This window comes from Marinobacter sp. DUT-3 (genome assembly GCF_050379435.1).
In the GTDB taxonomy this organism is placed as follows: Bacteria; Pseudomonadota; Gammaproteobacteria; order Pseudomonadales; family Oleiphilaceae; genus Marinobacter.
Genome location: NZ_JBNRMG010000008.1, coordinates 134,521 through 151,400, shown reverse-complemented (window position 1 = coordinate 151,400; position 16,880 = coordinate 134,521). Strand labels below are relative to the sequence as shown.

Below are 16,880 nucleotides of genomic sequence, written 5' to 3'. Positions count from 1 at the left end.
AAGATAGGGGATAATATGGAATACCCGGTCATAATAGACCCGGACTGGAAATATGCGCAGTACGCTGTCGCATTTCGGAGATAGCAGTCACACTGTTACAAATCATAACGGTATCATTCAGGTTAACAGGCCAAAAGTACGAGCAACATGATATTAGAGATTCTCGAATACCCGGATCCCCGTCTGCGCACCATCGCCAAACCGGTGAATGAGGTAACGGACGCCGACCGTAAGCTCATCGACGACATGTTCGAGACCATGTACGATGCGCCCGGCATTGGCTTGGCGGCGACCCAGGTCAACGTGCATAAACAGATCATCGTGATGGATCTGTCCGAGGACAAGAGCGAGCCACGGGTGTTCATCAATCCGGAAGTGGAAGTGCTGGACGGTGAACTGGAAGACATGCAGGAAGGCTGTCTGTCGGTGCCCGGCTTCTACGAGGACGTGTCCCGTATCGAACATTGCATGATTCGCGCCCTAGACCGTGACGGCAAGCCCTATGAACTCGAGGCCCGGGGGCTGCTGGCCGTGTGTATCCAGCACGAGATGGACCACCTCAACGGTAAGCTGTTCGTGGATTACCTGAGCGCCCTGAAGCGTAATCGGATTCGCAAGAAGCTAGAAAAGCTCCACAAGAAGAGTGCCTGATCACCGGTAATCTTTCCCGGTACTGTTTCCCAGCGCTCGAAGCTCAGCGACAACAGCCAGAACTAACGGACCGGGTGGATACCCGGTCTTTTCGTATTCAACGGAACAGAGACACTATCACCGTGCGAATCGTGTTTGCCGGCACCCCGGATTTTGCAGCCACCGCCCTCAAAGCTCTCCTTGCCGACCGCCATAATGTGGTGGGCGTGTACTCCCAGCCCGATCGTCCGGCCGGTCGCGGCCGCAAGCTGACCCCGAGCCCGGTGAAACAGGTCGCGCTGGACGCCGACATCCCCGTGTTTCAGCCGGAAAGCCTGAAAACCGCGGAAGCCCAGAATGAACTCCGCAGCCTGGAGGCGGATGTGATGATTGTGGCCGCCTATGGTCTGATCCTGCCCAAAGCGGTGCTGGACATCCCCACCCACGGCTGCCTCAACATCCATGCCTCGCTGTTGCCACGCTGGCGTGGTGCCGCGCCTATCCACCGCGCCATCGCCGCCGGGGACAAGGAAACCGGCATCACCATCATGCAGATGGACGAAGGCCTGGACACCGGTGCCATGCTGCTGAAAGCAGTGACCGCCATTGAAGCCGGCGATACCGGTGGCAGTCTCCACGACCGCCTTGCGGACATGGGCGGAGAGGCCATCGTCAAGGCGCTGGCACTGCTGAAAAAAGGCGAACTTCAGGGCGAGCCCCAGAACGACGATCAGGCCTGCTACGCCCATAAGCTGTCCAAGAATGAAGGCCACATCGACTGGTCCATCGACGCCACAACCATTGAGCGACTGATTCGCGCCTTCAATCCCTGGCCCGGCACCTATACCGATCTCAATGATCAGCGTATTCGCATCCACCGCGCGCAACTTCTGAACGAATCTTCCGGCAAGGCTCCGGGCACCGTACTGAGACGGGAACGGGATGGCATCGACGTGGCCTGTGGTAGCGGGGTGCTGAGAATCACCAGCCTGCAACTGCCTGGTGCCCGCGCCCAAAGTGCCAGCGACCTGATCAACGGCGGCAAGGAACTGTTGCTGCCGGGCCAGGAGCTGAACTGAATGAACGACCGCAGTCAGTCCATGCGTGCCCTGGCCGCCCGCGTGCTGCAATCGGTGGAGAATGGCCAGTCACTGACCCAGTGCCTGCCGCCGGCCCTGAACCAGCTGGCGCCGAACGAGCGTCCGGAACTGCAGGCGATCTGTTACGGCACCTGCCGCTGGTTCCACCGTCTCGACGACGAACTGGATCAGCGCCTGAAAAAGCCCCTGCGCAAACAGGACCGGGTGGTTCACCATCTGATGCTGGTGGCGCTGTTTCAACTGCGCTACAGCCAGCAGGCCACCTACGCCGTACTGAATGAGACAGTGGAAGCCTGCCGCGCCCTCGGCAAACCCAACCTGACCGGCCTGGTCAACGGGGTACTACGCAGCGCCGAACGGGACGGTGCACCCGAGCCCACAAACGATGCCGCCCGCTTCAGTCATCCGGTGTGGACGGTGGAAAAACTGCGCCACAACTGGCCCGATGACTGGCAGGCCACTCTCGGAGCCAATAACGCCCAGGCCCCCATGACCCTGAGGGTTAATGCCCTGCGGTTTTCCCGTGAAGAGTACCTGGGCCATCTCGCCGAAGCCGGCATCCAGGGCAAAGCCACCGCGTTCGCACCCCACGGCATTCAGCTGGACACGCCCGTGCCGGTGGATCGCCTGCCGTGGTTTGCCGACGGCGCCGTCAGCGTGCAGGACGAAGCCGCCCAGCTGTCCACCACGCTGCTGGACCTCGCTCCCGGTCAGCGGGTGCTGGACGCCTGCGCTGCCCCCGGTGGAAAAACCTGCGCCATCCTCGAAGCCTGTGGCGAACTCGGGGAAGTGGTGGCCATCGACGAATCCGCCGAACGCCTGCCGCGGGTACAGGAAAACCTGGACCGACTTGATTTACGGGCAACGCTTCTGGAAGCAGACGCCGCCGCCATCGATCAATGGTGGGATGACCAGCCGTTTGACCGCATCCTGCTGGATGTGCCCTGCAGCGCCAGCGGAGTCATTCGCCGTCACCCCGACATCAAGCTATTGCGACGGGAATCGGATATTGTGCCCCTGGCGTCGATCCAGCTCGGATTGCTGGATGCCATGTGGCAAATCCTCAAGCCCGGCGGCCGGCTGGTTTATGCCACCTGTTCCGTGTTCCCCCAGGAAAACCACCGTATAATTCAACGATTCCTCAAGCAGCAGTCCGAAGCGATGCTGCTGGAGCCGGATGTTCCCTGGGGCCATGACATGGCCGCAGGACGACAACTGTTACCGAACCCCGACAGCCATGACGGCTTTTTCTACGCCGTGCTGGAGAAACCTGACCTATGAAAATCCTGATTCTCGGCGCCGGCCAGGTCGGCGGCACACTGGCGGAAAACCTGGCCAACGAAGCCAATGACATCACCGTGATCGACAGCGACAGCACCCGCTTGCGGGAGCTCCAGGATCGCCTCGACATTCGTACGGTACAGGGCAAGGCATCCTTTCCCACGGTACTGAGACAGGCCGGTGCGGAGGATGGCGACATGGTCATCGCCGTCACCAACAGCGACGAAACCAACATGGTGGCCTGCCAGGTGGCCAAGTTGCTGTACAAAACACCAACGACGATCTGCCGGGTAAGGGCCAATGCCTACCTGGCGAAATCAGAGCTGTTTTACCAGCGCGAACAAAAAAAGGACCTGGACAGCCTGCGCGGCTTTCCCATCGACGTTCTGATCAGTCCGGAACACCTGGTCACCAAACACATTACCCGGCTGATCGAATACCCCGGCGCACTACAGGTACTGGAATTCTCGAAAGGCCTGACCCGGCTGGTCGCCATTCGCGCCACAAAGGGGGGACCGCTGGTGGGTCACGAGCTGTCTTACCTGCGTACCCACATGCCCAAGATCGACACCCGGGTGGCGGCCATCTTCCGCAAAAGCCGGGCGATCATGCCCCAGGGCGACACGGTGATTGAAGACGGCGACGAGGTGTTCTTCATTGCCGCCTCCGACCATATACGCTCGGTGATGAGTGAACTCCAACCCCTGGAGAAACCCTACAAGCGCATCTTCATCTGTGGCGGCGGCAACATCGGTCAGCGCCTGGCCCATACCCTGGAAAGCCGCTATCAGGTCAAACTGCTGGAGCGTGACCGCGAACGCTGCGTAATGCTGTCGGAAAACCTGCGCAAGACCGTAGTGCTGGAGGGCAACGCCGCCAACAAGGACATCCTGCTGGAAGAGAACATCGAGAGCACCGATGTATTCTGCGCCGTCACCAACGACGACGAGGCCAACATCATGGCGTCCTTGCTGGCCAAGCGCCTCGGCGCCCGCAAGGTACTGACCCTGATCAACAACCCCGATTACGTCGACCTGATCCAGGGCGGCGACATTGACGTGGCCATTTCCCCCCAGCAAACCACCATCGGCAGCCTGCTGACGCACGTCCGCCGCGGGGACGTGGTGAACGTTCACTCATTGCGCCGGGGCGCCGCCGAGGCCATCGAAGCCATTGCCCACGGCGATCATCGCTCCTCCAAGGTGGTCGGCAGGCGCCTGGACGAGATATCGCTGCCCGAAGGCACCACCATCGGCGCCATCGTTCGCCACAATGAGGTACTGATCGCCCACGATCACCTGCGGGTACAGCCGGACGACCACGTGATCCTGTTCCTGGTGGACAAAACCCGGATACGGGACGTGGAAAAACTGTTCCAGGTGGGCCTCACGTTCTTCTGACAGAAACAGCGCAAAAACAAGGCTGTGAACGCCACTTAGAAATACACGTTTGGCCAGCGTATAATGCGCCTTTTTTCAGAGTACCCCATCGTTTTTGGCGGGGTGCCACACACAGACCGATCAGCAGGCAATCGTCGTGACAGACAAGGCAACTTCTCACAATACCCCGGACGTCAAAACTTTCCAGGGTCTGATTCTGGCTCTGCAGAACTTCTGGGCGCAGCATGGCTGCGTGGTACTCCAGCCACTGGATATGGAAGTGGGTGCGGGCACCTTTCACCCGGCTACTTTCCTGCGCTCCATTGGCCCCGAAACCTGGAATGCCGCCTACGTTCAGCCCAGCCGCCGTCCCACCGACGGACGCTATGGCGAGAATCCCAACCGCCTGCAGCATTACTACCAGTTCCAGGTGGTACTGAAGCCTTCGCCCGACAACATCCAGGAGCTGTACCTGGATTCCCTGAAGGCCCTGGGGCTGGACCCGCTGGTTCACGACATCCGCTTTGTGGAAGACAACTGGGAATCGCCCACCCTCGGCGCCTGGGGCCTGGGTTGGGAAATCTGGCTCAACGGCATGGAAGTGACCCAGTTCACCTACTTCCAGCAGGTCGGTGGCCTGGAATGCTATCCGGTCACCGGCGAGCTGACCTACGGCCTGGAGCGCATCGCCATGTACCTGCAGGGCGTGGACAGCGTGTACGACCTGGTGTGGACCGAAGGCCCGGACGGCGTGGTCACCTATGGAGACGTTTTCCACCAGCAGGAGGTGGAGATGTCCACCTACAACTTCGAGCATGCCGACACCGAGTTCCTGTTTCACAGCTTCGATGTCCATGAGCGTGAGAGCGCGCGGCTGATCGAAGCCGGCCTGGCACTGCCCGCCTACGAGCAGGTGCTGAAAGCCTCCCACACCTTCAACCTGCTGGATGCCCGCCACGCTATTTCCGTGACCGAGCGTCAGCGCTTCATCCTGCGCGTTCGCACCCTGGCCCGTGCCGTTGCCCAGGCCTACTTCGACAGCCGCCGCAGGCTTGGCTTCCCGCTGGCGCCGGATGCGCTGCGCAAGGAAGTGCTGGCCGCCGCCGAAGCCGCCGATGAAAAGGCCAAAGGCAAGAAGGGTAAGAAAGCGAAGAAAGTTCAGCAGGAACAGGGGAACGCATAATCATGGCAACACAGGATTTTCTGGTCGAACTGGGCACCGAAGAACTGCCCCCCAAGGCCCTCAAGCCGCTTTCTGACGCCTTTTCCGCCGGTATCGCCAAAGGCCTGGAAGACGCCGGCATCGCCTTTGGCAAGGTCGAAAGCTTTGCCGCACCACGCCGTCTGGCGGTACGGGTCCGTGATCTGGCCGATGCCCAGCCGGACAAGTCCGTGGAAAAACGCGGTCCAGCCGTGAAAGCCGCCTTTGACGACGCCGGCAACCCGACCCGGGCACTGACCGGTTTCGCCACGTCGCTGGGCGTGACCCCGGATCAACTGGACACCCTGGAAACGGACAAGGGCGCCTGGGTGGTCTACCGCACGGTCGAGAAGGGCCGTCCCACCGTCGAGCTGATGCCGGAACTGGTGGATCAGTCCCTGGCCGGGCTGCCCATTCCCAAGCGCATGCGCTGGGGCGCCCACCGCACCGAGTTTGTTCGGCCGGTGCACTGGGCCATCATGCTGTTTGGCAACAAGGTGATTGATGCACCCATCATGGGACTGACCCCGGGCAACAAGACCCGCGGCCACCGTTTTCACTGCCCGAAATCCCTGATCGTGCCGACACCGAGCGATTATGAGGTGGTGCTGAAGCAGGAAGGCTATGTGATTGCCGATTTCGCCGAGCGCCGGGAGCAGATCCGTGCCGGTGTTTCAGCACTGGCAGAGAAGGAGGCCGGCGGCAAGGCAGTGATCGATGAAGACCTGCTGGACGAGGTGACCGCCCTGAACGAATGGCCGGTACCGCTGATCGGCCGGTTCGAGGAACGCTTCCTGGATGTCCCTGCGGAAGCTCTGATTTCCTCCATGAAGGAACACCAGAAATACTTCCACGTGGTTGCTGGGAATGGCGACATGTTGCCGCTGTTCATCACCGTGGCCAACCTGGAAAGCAAAGACCCCGGCCAGGTCGTCTCCGGGAACGAAAAGGTGATCCGCCCACGCCTGGCGGATGCCGCCTTCTTCTATGAGACCGACCGCAAGACGCGGTTGGAAGACCGTATCGAACAGCTCAAACCGATCGTGTTCCAGGATAAGCTCGGCAGCATCTATGACAAGTCCGTACGCGTCGCTGCGCTGGCGAAGAAGATTGCCGACGCCATTGGCAGTGATCCGGCCCTGGCCGAGCGCGCCGCCATGCTCGCCAAGACCGATCTGGTCACCGAGATGGTTCTGGAATTCACCGATCTCCAGGGCATCATGGGTCAGTACTACGCCACCAACGACGGCGAGCCGGAAGACGTTGCCAAGGCCCTGAACGAACAGTACATGCCGCGCTTCGCCGGTGACGACCTGCCCACCACGCTGACCGGTTGTGCCGTCGCCATCGCCGACCGCCTGGATTCCCTGGTCGGCCTGTTCGGCATCAACCAGCCACCGTCCGGCACCCGCGACCCGTTCGCCCTGCGCCGCGCCTCCCTGGGCGTACTGCGCATCATCATTGAGCGCGAACTGCCGCTGGACCTGCAAACCTGCTGCCAGTGGGCGGAAGAGAACTTCACAGTCCTCACCGAGCAGGACACCGCCGCCACCGTGGTGGACTACATGCTGGAACGTTTCCGGGCCCATTACGAAGAGCAGGGCATTGGTGCGGAAGTCTACCTGGCGGTACATGCCCGTCGTCCCACCAAACCGCTGGACTTTGACCGCCGGGTGAAAGCCGTGGAAGCGTTCCGCCAGCTGCCGGAAGCCCTGGCCCTGGCCGGCGCCAACAAGCGGGTGTCCAACATTCTCACCAAGCAGGGTGGCGACGCCATCGGTGAACGCGTGGACAAGGGCCTGCTGCAGGATCAGGCCGAGCAGGCACTGGCCGAGCAGATCAGCCAGCAGGCAGACACGGTCCTGCCGCTGTTCGAGCAAGGTGACTACGCTGCCGCGCTGACCTCGCTGGCCAGCCTGCGCGAGCCGGTAGACACCTTCTTTGACGAGGTCATGGTGATGGCGGAAGACGAAGCCATTCGGAATAACCGTCTGGCCATGCTCAACCAGCTCCGTAACCTGTTCCTGCGGGTGGCAGACATCTCCCTGCTGCCAACAGCGAGCTGAGCCAGAGGCAAGCGTAAAAGCACAATGCTGATCATTCTGGACCGGGATGGGGTCATCAACAAATACGATGGCAGCTACATCTGCTCAGCAGAGGAGTGGATCCCCATTCCCGGCAGCATTGAGGCAATTGCCCGGCTCTGTAACGCCGGGCATCGCATCGCCATCGCCACCAACCAGTCAGGCATCGCCCGGGGCTACTATGGCGTCGATGAACTGGACGCCATGCACGATAAACTGGAACAGCTGGTTGAAGCGCAAGGCGGTTGCATCGATATCATTGCCTATTGCCCGCACCACCCTACGGACCAGTGCGCCTGCCGCAAACCACTGACCGGCTTACTGGACCAGATCCGCGATCACTTTCATCTGGATAACCTGCAAGGGGCCATTATGGTTGGCGACAGCCGTAAGGATCTTGAGGCCGGGCTGAATGCCGGTTGCCAGCCGGTTCTGGTGATGACCGGCAATGGCATGGATACCACACACCACCTTGAAACCCGGCCACTCCCGGGTGTCCGTCATTTCGACAACCTGGCCACCTTCGCTGACTGGGTGATCTGGACCAATCCCTGATCCGGCTGGCGGCTCAGCTTCGCCAGAAATCCGGTGAGAGCATGACAAAAACGCTCAACAGCTCCAGCCGCCCCAACACCATGGCAACCATCAGCACCCATTTGGCGGTGTCAGGCAGGGGCTGAAAATTGCCCGCCGGCCCGATGATATCGCCAAGACCGGGCCCGACATTGGTCAGCGCCGTGGCGGCGCCGGAAAGGCTGGTGACCAGATCCAGACCGAGGGCCCCGAGAATAGCGGTAACCACGGCCAGGGTCGCGAGAAAAATGAAGGAAAATGCCACACTGGACGCGACGATGTCGTCACCAATGACCCTGCCATTGTAATGCCGGGCAAATACCGCACGGGGATGGAGCAGGCGCCGAACCTGTTCACGAAGTAGCAGCATGGATAGCTGAAAACGGAAAATTTTCATCCCTCCGGAAGTCGATCCCGAACACCCGCCCACAAAGGTAATAAACAGGAAAACCACCACCGCGAATGGCCCCCAGAGAGAATAGTCCGCCGAGGCATATCCAGTGGTTGTCACCACGGAGGTGACGTTGAACAAGGCGTGCACGAACGCATCAAAGGGATTGGCGGACTCGTTCAGAACCCGGTAGATCGTTAACATTAATGCAATCACCACTAACAATCCGAGGAAAAAGCGCACCTGCTGATCCCTGAGAAGAGGTTGGCGCTGGCCGTGGATAAACCGGACAAAGAGGAAAAATGGCATCGCCCCGGTGGCCATGAACAGGGTGGACGCAAGCAGGATAGAGGGCGAATCGAACTGGCCCATGGAATTGTCAGATGTTGAATATCCGCCAGTGGAGACGGTAGTCAGGGCATGGTTCAGTGCGCCGAACAGATCCATGCCAAGCAGCCAGTAGGTAAGAATACAGCTGAACGTCAGCCCCAGGTATATAACCACCAGGCTCCTGGCCAGGCTGTTGGTGCGGGGGACCACTTTTTCACTCCACTCGGAAGATTCCGTGGCAAACAGCCGCATGCCACCAATTCTCAGGAATGGCAGGATGGCGACTGCCATTCCGATAATACCGATACCCCCCATCCACTGCATGATCGAACGCCACAACAGGATATCATCGGGCAGATGGTCCAGTCCGCTTAAAACCGTTGAGCCTGTTGTGGTCACCCCGGAGATACTCTCAAAAAAGGCATCAGTCACTGTCAGCTTCATGTCGCTCAACAACAGCGGCAAACTGGAGAACAGCGGAATAATGACCCAGGCGGATACCGTCAACATGAACATCTGGCGCTGTCGGAGCGCGTGTTTTTCCCGTCCCGCGAGCAACAAGGCAGTCAGGCCAATCGCAAAGCAAACGACGGCGGACTTTACAAACGCCAGCCAGTCCGGCGTCTCACCGAACATCAGCAGGTTTACAGGTAACGTCATCAGAAAACTGAGCAGGATCAGAAGGAAGCCCAGAATCTGAACAATTGGCAGGATATTCACAACAAGCAGAACCCTGATTGGTCGTTAGCAGGAAGGGTGCGGCACACTAACCGGACACACCACGCTTGGAGGGAGTTTTATACACCCTTTACCGGTGATTTCCCATGCCGTGGTGCATAAATTCCGGCCGGTTTTTTTGCACCCGACCCACGAGTGGGGCTGGTAAAACCAGAGCGAATCCGTATAATACCGGCCGTTGATCGGCGTGTGGCGCAGCTTGGTAGCGCACTTCGTTCGGGACGAAGGGGTCGCAGGTTCGAATCCTGCCACGCCGACCACTTTCCCGTCTTTTCAGTAGTCTCCGTATCTTCCCCCTATATCTTTTTGAGAATATTCTCGGACCGGTATCGGCACCAGAGAAAGTACCTGTCTCTGGCTGGTGGCCGGTAGTCGCCAGTTAGACCACTTTGTTTGATAGGCTTTGATTTACCTCAAGCGTCTCGCGTTGCAGACAAAGACAAGAGGTCAGAGGCATGATCAGCAACACAGCAACATCAACAAACGAAGTCAGGACCAACACCGGAGAACAACATGATCGGATACGTAACCATTGGCGTCAGCGATATGAACAAGGCCAAGCAGTTCTACACAGATCTGCTCGGCGACCTGGGTGCGAAAGTGCTGCTGGATATGGAACGCATCGCGTTCATCGGCAAGAACATGGGCTCTCCCATGCTGGCGGTTTGCAAACCGTATAACGGTGAACCGAATCACCCGGGTAATGGCAACATGGTGGCCATTCATCCAGGGTCGAAGGAGGCGGTGGATGCCCACTACCACAAGGCGATTGATTTGGGTGCGACCTGTGACGGTGAGCCGGGCCAGCGCATTCCGAATCAGTTCTATGGCGCCTACGTGAAAGACCCGGACGGCAACAAGCTGGCGTTTTTCCACTTCGGTTAACAGAAGCGGCCCTCATCCGGGGGCCATTTGATTTCCAAAAAACCTGGCTCATGCCAGAGCAATCCGAGCCTCAATAAGCACCGCGGATAATCTCGATTCCCGGTTTGAGAACCTGTTCCCACGCCTCACGGAGCTCCGGCGTGTACTCGGGATCATGCATCCGCACGGTTCTCAGTAGAGCCTCAAGCCACAAGTCGTACCATTCCGGACTGATGTCGTAATGATGGCGACTGTGACTTTCCCCCAGATCCCGGAGCTTGCGATCCGACATGCCCCGGGCGACAAGAATCAGCTGCATGATGCCGTTGCGCAACAAATGGCGCTGAGCCGCCATATCGGTGTTCACAAAACGATTGCGAATGGCGTCAGAGCTGCCCATAAAGTGATCATAGAAATCCACAAAGAACTGTTCGTCCTTGCAGCAACGTCCGTAGCTCTGAAACACCAGATCCGTATTGTTCATCCCAGGATTACCCCTTAATCAGTGACAGGGACGACCTCCGTCCTTTATGCCGATGAATTCTAGAGATTTTCCGGGGAATTTCTGTCAGCAATTGTAACCATGTTTTTTATGTGGGTATTTGCAGTGGGTTGCCCCTGCCATCAGGCAGGACCGGGCACCACCTCCGCCTTGCCGGTCTTTATCAGCGCGTATCCGAACCCGATTACCAGCGAACCGACTGCGATGGCAAGGAGGTAGGGCAACACCACGCTGACGGCATTGGGTATCGCCAACACAAACAACCCGCCATGGGGCGCCATCAGCTTGACCGTGAACAGCATCGACAGGGCACCCGTAATCGCGCCGCCAATCATGCATACCGGGATCACCCGCAACGGATCCTTGGCCATGAACGGAATGGCGCCCTCGGAAATGAAGCAAAGTCCCAGCACGAACGACGCCCTACCGGCCTGGCGCTCGGCTTCCGCAAACTTGCGGCGTGCCACAAATGAGGCCACACCCATGCCAATGGCCGGCACCATGCCCGCCGCCATAATGGCGGCCATGGGCGCGGAACCGCCACTGCCCTCGGATAACAGCCCCACCCCGAAGGTATAGGCCGCCTTGTTGACCGGTCCGCCCAGATCGAAACACATCATCGCGCCGAGGATGCCGCCCAACACAATGGCATTGGTGGTGCCCATGCTCTCCAGGAAACCGGTCAATCCATCCATGATGGCGGCCATGGGCTCGCCCAGCACGTATATCATGCCCAGACCGGTCACCAGGCTGGCCAGTAACGGAATGATCAGGATCGGCTTGAGAGACTCAATGCTCTCCGGCATGGGCAGTTTCTGGCTGATAAATCGGGCCACATAACCCGCCAGGAAACCGGCGGCGATACCGCCGAGAAAGCCGGCGCCGAGCTCGCCCGCCAGGAAGCCACCGATCATGCCCGGCGCCAGCCCGGGGCGGTCGGCAATGGACCAGGCAATGTAACCGGCCAGCAACGGGATCATCAGCTTGAAGGCGGTACCACCGCCGATCTGCATCAACGCAGCCGCCAGGGTGCCTTCTTCCTGGAACGCCTCGATACCGAACACAAAGGACAGGGCAATCAGCAGGCCGCCGGCAACCACCATCGGCAGCATGAACGACACCCCGGTCAGCAGGTGCTTGTATGGGCCACGTTTCTCTCCGCTGCCGGCACTGGCGCTCACCTTCTGCTGGTCCGTATCCAGGACAACGGCATCCGACAGGGCCTCGCGCACGGTGTCCGCCGGTTTCTTCAGCGCCGCACCGGTCGAGGTACGCCACACCGGTTTACCGGCAAAACGGCTGGGGTCGACCTCGATATCGCAGGCGAGGATGACCACGTCAGCTGCCTTGATTTCCTCGTCGGTCAGGGGATCCTGGGCGCCCACCGAGCCCTGGGTTTCTACCCGGATGTGGTGCCCGGCTTCCTGCGCCGCCGCCGTCAGGGCTTCAGCCGCCATAAACGTGTGGGCGACGCCGGTGGGGCAGGCCGTGACGGCAACAATCGTCCGGCCACTACCCATGGAAGCCGGTGAAGCGGTTTCCGGAACGTCATCCGCCGCCTCCGGATCCCAGGGCGTTGCTTCCTGTACCGCGCTGTCCAGAACGGCTGCGGGATCCGGCAGGGCGGCGGTCACCGTCAACTGATACAGCGGCTTGCCAGCGTAGGCGCTAAGATCCACCGGTACGCCAAGGGCAGCGATGACCAGATCCGCATCGTGGATAGTGGCGTCATCCGGGGCCGACGACGCCTTCCCTCCGGGGCCACGGATATCGGTGGTCACATGCCACCCGCGTTGCCTGGCGGCCCGCTCCAGGGCCCGGGCCGCCAGAAAGCTGGTGGCCACGCCCTGGGGGCAGGAAGTCACAAGAATCACATTCATAACGGCATCTCCCCATTGTTGTTCTCGCCCGGCCAGGGCCGAACCCGGGTTTGTTCAAGCAGTTTCTGGAATGCCGGCGCGGCGGGGTTGCCAACACCGACATGTTGGACGGATTCCGCGGACAGAGCCGTGGCGAAGGCCAGTACCTGCTCCGCCCCATGGCGACTGAGGTCACCATGCACCATCCCCGCCAGCAGGGTGTCGCCCGCACCGACGGTGCTGGCCACGGACACCGCCGGGGGTGACGACCGCAGACTCCCGCCGGAGCAGAGCCAAAGCACACCGTCCGGCCCCATAGAGACGATGACCTGCGAGATCCCGGTTGACTGCAGCCTGGCCGCGGCGTCGGCCACCGCAGCCAGAGAATCCAGAGAAGAACCGGCCCAATCCGCGAGCTCATCAATGTTGGGTTTAACGGCCGTAGGCATAGCCTTCACACCGGCTTTCAACGCTTCACCACTGGTATCCAGCCATACCGGCTTTGCCGCATCGTTGATCCCTGTAATCAATGCAGCCAGGGAAGATTCGGGAAAATCGCCCGGCAGACTGCCACCGATCACTACCGCGTCACTTTTGGGGATCAGTAACGCCAGTCGACGCTCTAGCTGCGTCAACGCCTCTCCCGTGACCTCAAAGCCCGGACCGTTCAGCTCCGTCACCCGGCCATCATGTTCTGCAATCTTGATATTGATGCGGTTCTGGCCGGGCACCCGGACGAATTCGTCCTGCAGGTTCTCGTCTGCAAACAGTCGTTCAAAGGGCGCGGCATTGGCCTCCCCCAGAAACCCACTGACCGTCACCGAATGGCCCAGTCGCGCCAGCACCCGCGCGACATTGATACCCTTACCGGCGGCATCCAGACGGGTACTTTCGGCCCGGTTCACACTGCCCGGAATGACCGTGGAAGTGTCGGCAGTCAGATCCAGGGCGGGATTAAGCGTGATGCAGAGAATGCTGGCCATCACAGTGCCTCCAGGGCATCGCGGACTTCCGCCGCGCTGGCCTTGCCGAGGGCCAGTTCCGCCTGCTGACGGGCGCCGTCCAGGGTCAGGCCACGGATGCAGGCCTTGACCAGCGGCACCCGGCGGCTGGTCACCGACAGCTCATCCACGTCCAGCCCCACCAGCACGGGAATCGCCTGGGGATCGGAAGCCAGCTCGCCGCACACCCCCACCCAGCGATCGTGGGCATGGGCGGCTTCCACCGTCAGCTGGATCAGGCGCAACACCGCCGGGTGCAGGCCATCGGACTCGGCGGACAACTGACCGTGGCCGCGATCGATGGCCAGGGTGTACTGGGTCAGGTCGTTGGTGCCAATGGAGAAGAAATCCACTTCCGGCGCCAGGGTTCGTGCCAGCAGGGCACAGGAGGGGATCTCGATCATTACCCCCACCTGGACGTCGCTGGCGGGCACTTCAGCCTGAACCTTTGACACAATCTCCCGGGCGGCGCGGAACTCCTCCAGGTCCTTGACCATTGGAAACATGATGCGCAGCGGACGGTCGCCGGCAGCGGTTAACAGCGCGCGCACCTGGGTTTCAAGAATCTCCGGTCGGGTCAGCGACAGGCGAATGCCGCGCATGCCCAGAAACGGATTGTCTTCCTGGGGCAAGGGCCAGTAATCCAGCGGTTTGTCACCCCCGACATCCAGGGTGCGGGCCACCAGGGGCAGACCGTTCAGGGCGTCGAAGGCATGGCGGTATTCCCGCACCTGGGTGTCGAGATCCGGTGCTTCCGGGTGTGCCATGAAGATGAATTCGGTGCGCAGCAGCCCTATGCCGTCCGCCCCCCGCTCCACCGCATCCGGCGTGTGCGCAGTATTGCCGAGGTTGGCGCAGACCTCCAGAGTGTGGCCGTCACGGGTGGTGGCGGATTGGTGACGATTTTCATGGGCTTGTGCCTGCAGGGTTTCCAGCTGTTCCAACCGGCGACGGATGCGCTCGCAACGCTCCGCACCGGGATTGGGTACCAGGCAGCCACGCTCGCCATCCACCACCAGGTCGGCGCCATCGGCAATGGTCAGCACCTGTTCCCCGGCCCCCACTACCGCTGGCAACCCCAGGGCACGGGCGAGAATGGCGCTGTGGGAGGTGGCGCCGCCACGGGCGGTCACCAGACCGCGAACCCGGGAGGTATCCAGGCGGGCGACATCGGAAGGCCCGAGGTCATCCGCCACCAGTATGTAGGGTGCCTCCGGTGGCGTCGGCATGGTCACACCACAAAGATTGGCGAGCACGCGCCGGCCGACGTCCCGCAGGTCAGCGGCACGTTCTGCCAGCAGGCGGTCGGCCAACGCTTCCTGGGCCCTGGCCGCGGTATCGATGGCCTTCCACCAGCCCGCCTCGGCGGACCCGCCTTCGTTGATGGCTTCCAGTGCCGCCTGGTAGAGGTCATCGTCCTGCAGCATTTCCACATGCACCGACAGGATCGGCGCCGCCTCGCCACCTTCGGCGTGACGAATCAGGGTACGCAACTGGCCGTCGGCGTCGTCAATGGCCCGACTCAGCCGCTGGATCTGTTGCTCACTGTCGTCAGCGGTGGCGGGGTAATCCAGGGTGGGCTGGCGCAGGACGAACGCCGGCGCCAGGGCCAAACCGGGGGAGGCCGCAACGGCCTTCAGTGGCTGGTCGTCCACCAACGGATCGGGTGCGGCCCGGGATTGCTCCAGCCCGTCCTGTTCACTGGACCGCAACGGGGCAACCTCTTCTCCCAACCCTTCGGTAATCGCCCGGGACAGGTCCGCAATGGCCTGTTCAGCGTCCTCGCCCGTGGCCGACAGCAACAGCACCTGACCACGGCGGGCGCCCAGACCGATTACCCGGGTCAGGCTGGTGGCGGACACCGCGCTACCATCGCCGTCCAGCAATCGCACCCGAATACAGGCATTGTGACGCCTGGCTTCCTGCACCAGTTGTTTCGCCGGTCGGGCATGCAGTCCGTGGGCATTGAGCAGGGTCACTTTTGCGGTAACCGCATTCGCCGCTTCACCGGACAACCGCGCCAGCACGGCGTCGGCACCCAACCCTTCGATGGGCTCATTGCGGGCAAGGAAGTTATCGATACGGTCCAGCAGGTCATGGCATTCATCCCCCTGACCGGCGAGACAGAACACACCCTTGAGTTCCGCCGTTGGCTTTTTTGGGGTCGCCAGTGACAGGGTGGGGCGTTTGGCACCGACGGTATGATGGGTCAGCCAGAACCCCTGCCCAAGCGCAACCGGCGGCTGGCCAACGATCTCGCTGAGGAAGTCCGTGCCCACGCACTGGAGACTCTGCAGACGGGCCGCCGCGATCAACGCCAGCTCATTGGCTGTTCGGGCCTCCACCCCCAGGCACAGGGTGTCACCATCGCATTTCGACACCACCGGCGCCCGGGACAGCAGTGCCACCAGTTCGGAGGCATCCGCCGTCTTCGCCAACTGGTCGGCGAGGCCCGGCTTGTCCAGCACACGGGTCAGATGCCTCAGGATATCCAGGTGCTCGTCGGACTGGGCGGCAATGGCCACCAGTACATGAACGCGGGCGCCATCGTGCCAGTTTATGCCTTGTGGGAACTGCAGAATGCGGATACCGGTATCCAGCACCGCATCACGACTTTCAGGGGTACCGTGGGGAATGGCAATGCCGTTACCCAGAACGGTAGAAGACTGCTGTTCCCGGGCCATCATGCCGGCCAGGTAATCTGTAGAAGTGCGGCCGGCCGATTCCAGATCCCGGGCAGCCTGCTGCAGTGCATCCTGCCAGTCAGTGGCGGTTACACCGAGTCGAACGTCGTTGGCGGTCAGCGTCAGCATGATCGTTGCCTCGCTTTGTTGTTGTGATACGGCGGTATCATATTTTCGTTGCTGAATCGTGTCAGCATGCTTAAAATCGATAATGAAACAGATATGATCAGAAATCAAGCAATCTCTGGATGTCGAAAACAAAC

Annotated in this window: 13 protein-coding genes and 1 tRNA gene; 9 read left to right on the top strand and 5 right to left on the bottom strand. The window is 60.8% G+C overall.

The window, feature by feature from the left end:
- The first annotated feature begins 147 nt into the window (after positions 1–147).
- The 7 genes from def (at position 148) to gmhB (ending at position 8,230) form a co-directional block, all read left to right on the top strand.
- Entirely contained in the window at positions 148–651 is a 504-nt protein-coding gene (def, locus tag ACQUWM_RS12865) for a peptide deformylase (RefSeq protein ID WP_407001679.1), read from the top strand.
- A gap of 122 nt (positions 652–773) precedes the next feature.
- Entirely contained in the window at positions 774–1,709 is a 936-nt protein-coding gene (fmt, locus tag ACQUWM_RS12860; RefSeq protein WP_428922422.1) for a methionyl-tRNA formyltransferase, read from the top strand.
- Positions 1,710–3,011: a 16S rRNA (cytosine(967)-C(5))-methyltransferase RsmB gene (gene rsmB / locus ACQUWM_RS12855; protein ID WP_428922421.1), complete on the top strand. Its 1,302-nt coding sequence runs from the start codon at positions 1,710–1,712 to the stop codon at positions 3,009–3,011.
- On the top strand, positions 3,008–4,411 hold the full coding sequence (gene trkA, locus ACQUWM_RS12850; RefSeq protein ID WP_407001676.1) for a Trk system potassium transporter TrkA: 1,404 nt from the start codon (positions 3,008–3,010) through the stop codon (positions 4,409–4,411). Before rsmB ends, trkA begins: the two co-directional genes overlap by 4 nt.
- A 136-nt stretch (positions 4,412–4,547) precedes the next feature.
- Positions 4,548–5,573, top strand: a complete 1,026-nt coding sequence (glyQ, locus tag ACQUWM_RS12845) for a glycine--tRNA ligase subunit alpha (protein WP_407001675.1) — start codon at positions 4,548–4,550, stop codon at positions 5,571–5,573.
- 2 nt (positions 5,574–5,575) lie between these two features.
- Positions 5,576–7,657 (top strand): glycine--tRNA ligase subunit beta, encoded by a 2,082-nt coding sequence (glyS, locus tag ACQUWM_RS12840; RefSeq protein WP_428922420.1) that lies wholly within the window; start codon positions 5,576–5,578, stop codon positions 7,655–7,657.
- 24 nt (positions 7,658–7,681) lie between these two features.
- On the top strand, positions 7,682–8,230 hold the full coding sequence (gene gmhB / locus ACQUWM_RS12835; protein WP_428922419.1) for a D-glycero-beta-D-manno-heptose 1,7-bisphosphate 7-phosphatase: 549 nt from the start codon (positions 7,682–7,684) through the stop codon (positions 8,228–8,230).
- Positions 8,231–8,243: 13 nt separating this feature from the next.
- Here the strand turns inward: gmhB and ACQUWM_RS12830 are convergent, their stop codons facing one another.
- The gene (locus ACQUWM_RS12830; RefSeq protein ID WP_428922418.1) at positions 8,244–9,689 is read right to left on the bottom strand and encodes a TrkH family potassium uptake protein; all 1,446 of its coding nucleotides are present in this window, start codon (positions 9,687–9,689) and stop codon (positions 8,244–8,246) included.
- 201 nt (positions 9,690–9,890) lie between these two features.
- Between ACQUWM_RS12830 and ACQUWM_RS12825 the strand changes: the two genes are divergently transcribed.
- A tRNA-Pro gene (locus ACQUWM_RS12825) sits at positions 9,891–9,967 on the top strand.
- Positions 9,968–10,220: 253 nt separating this feature from the next.
- Positions 10,221–10,592: a VOC family protein gene (locus ACQUWM_RS12820; RefSeq protein WP_407001659.1), complete on the top strand. Its 372-nt coding sequence runs from the start codon at positions 10,221–10,223 to the stop codon at positions 10,590–10,592.
- A 70-nt stretch (positions 10,593–10,662) separates the two neighbouring features.
- Here ACQUWM_RS12820 and ACQUWM_RS12815 read toward each other — a convergent pair whose 3' ends face one another.
- The 4 genes from ACQUWM_RS12815 to ptsP form a co-directional block, all read right to left on the bottom strand.
- Entirely contained in the window at positions 10,663–11,055 is a 393-nt protein-coding gene (locus ACQUWM_RS12815; RefSeq protein ID WP_407001658.1) for a globin, read from the bottom strand.
- 140 nt (positions 11,056–11,195) lie between these two features.
- Positions 11,196–12,953, bottom strand: a complete 1,758-nt coding sequence (locus tag ACQUWM_RS12810; protein WP_428922417.1) for a PTS fructose-like transporter subunit IIB — start codon at positions 12,951–12,953, stop codon at positions 11,196–11,198.
- The gene (pfkB, locus tag ACQUWM_RS12805; protein WP_428922416.1) at positions 12,950–13,915 is read right to left on the bottom strand and encodes a 1-phosphofructokinase; all 966 of its coding nucleotides are present in this window, start codon (positions 13,913–13,915) and stop codon (positions 12,950–12,952) included. Before pfkB ends, ACQUWM_RS12810 begins: the two co-directional genes overlap by 4 nt.
- Positions 13,915–16,746, bottom strand: a complete 2,832-nt coding sequence (gene ptsP / locus ACQUWM_RS12800) for a phosphoenolpyruvate--protein phosphotransferase (RefSeq protein WP_428922415.1) — start codon at positions 16,744–16,746, stop codon at positions 13,915–13,917. Before ptsP ends, pfkB begins: the two co-directional genes overlap by 1 nt.
- Positions 16,747–16,880: the final 134 nt, after the last annotated feature.

Coding starts and splice junctions, on each gene's coding strand:
- rsmB (WP_428922421.1), top strand. CDS start 1,710: ATGAACGACCGCAGTCAGTCCATGCGTGCCCTGGCCGCCCGCGTGCTG.
- glyS (WP_428922420.1), top strand. CDS start 5,576: ATGGCAACACAGGATTTTCTGGTCGAACTGGGCACCGAAGAACTGCCC.
- def (WP_407001679.1), top strand. CDS start 148: ATGATATTAGAGATTCTCGAATACCCGGATCCCCGTCTGCGCACCATC.
- gmhB (WP_428922419.1), top strand. CDS start 7,682: ATGCTGATCATTCTGGACCGGGATGGGGTCATCAACAAATACGATGGC.
- ACQUWM_RS12820 (WP_407001659.1), top strand. CDS start 10,221: ATGATCGGATACGTAACCATTGGCGTCAGCGATATGAACAAGGCCAAG.
- ACQUWM_RS12815 (WP_407001658.1), bottom strand. CDS start 11,055: ATGAACAATACGGATCTGGTGTTTCAGAGCTACGGACGTTGCTGCAAG.
- ptsP (WP_428922415.1), bottom strand. CDS start 16,746: ATGCTGACGCTGACCGCCAACGACGTTCGACTCGGTGTAACCGCCACT.
- trkA (WP_407001676.1), top strand. CDS start 3,008: ATGAAAATCCTGATTCTCGGCGCCGGCCAGGTCGGCGGCACACTGGCG.
- pfkB (WP_428922416.1), bottom strand. CDS start 13,915: ATGGCCAGCATTCTCTGCATCACGCTTAATCCCGCCCTGGATCTGACT.
- ACQUWM_RS12810 (WP_428922417.1), bottom strand. CDS start 12,953: ATGAATGTGATTCTTGTGACTTCCTGCCCCCAGGGCGTGGCCACCAGC.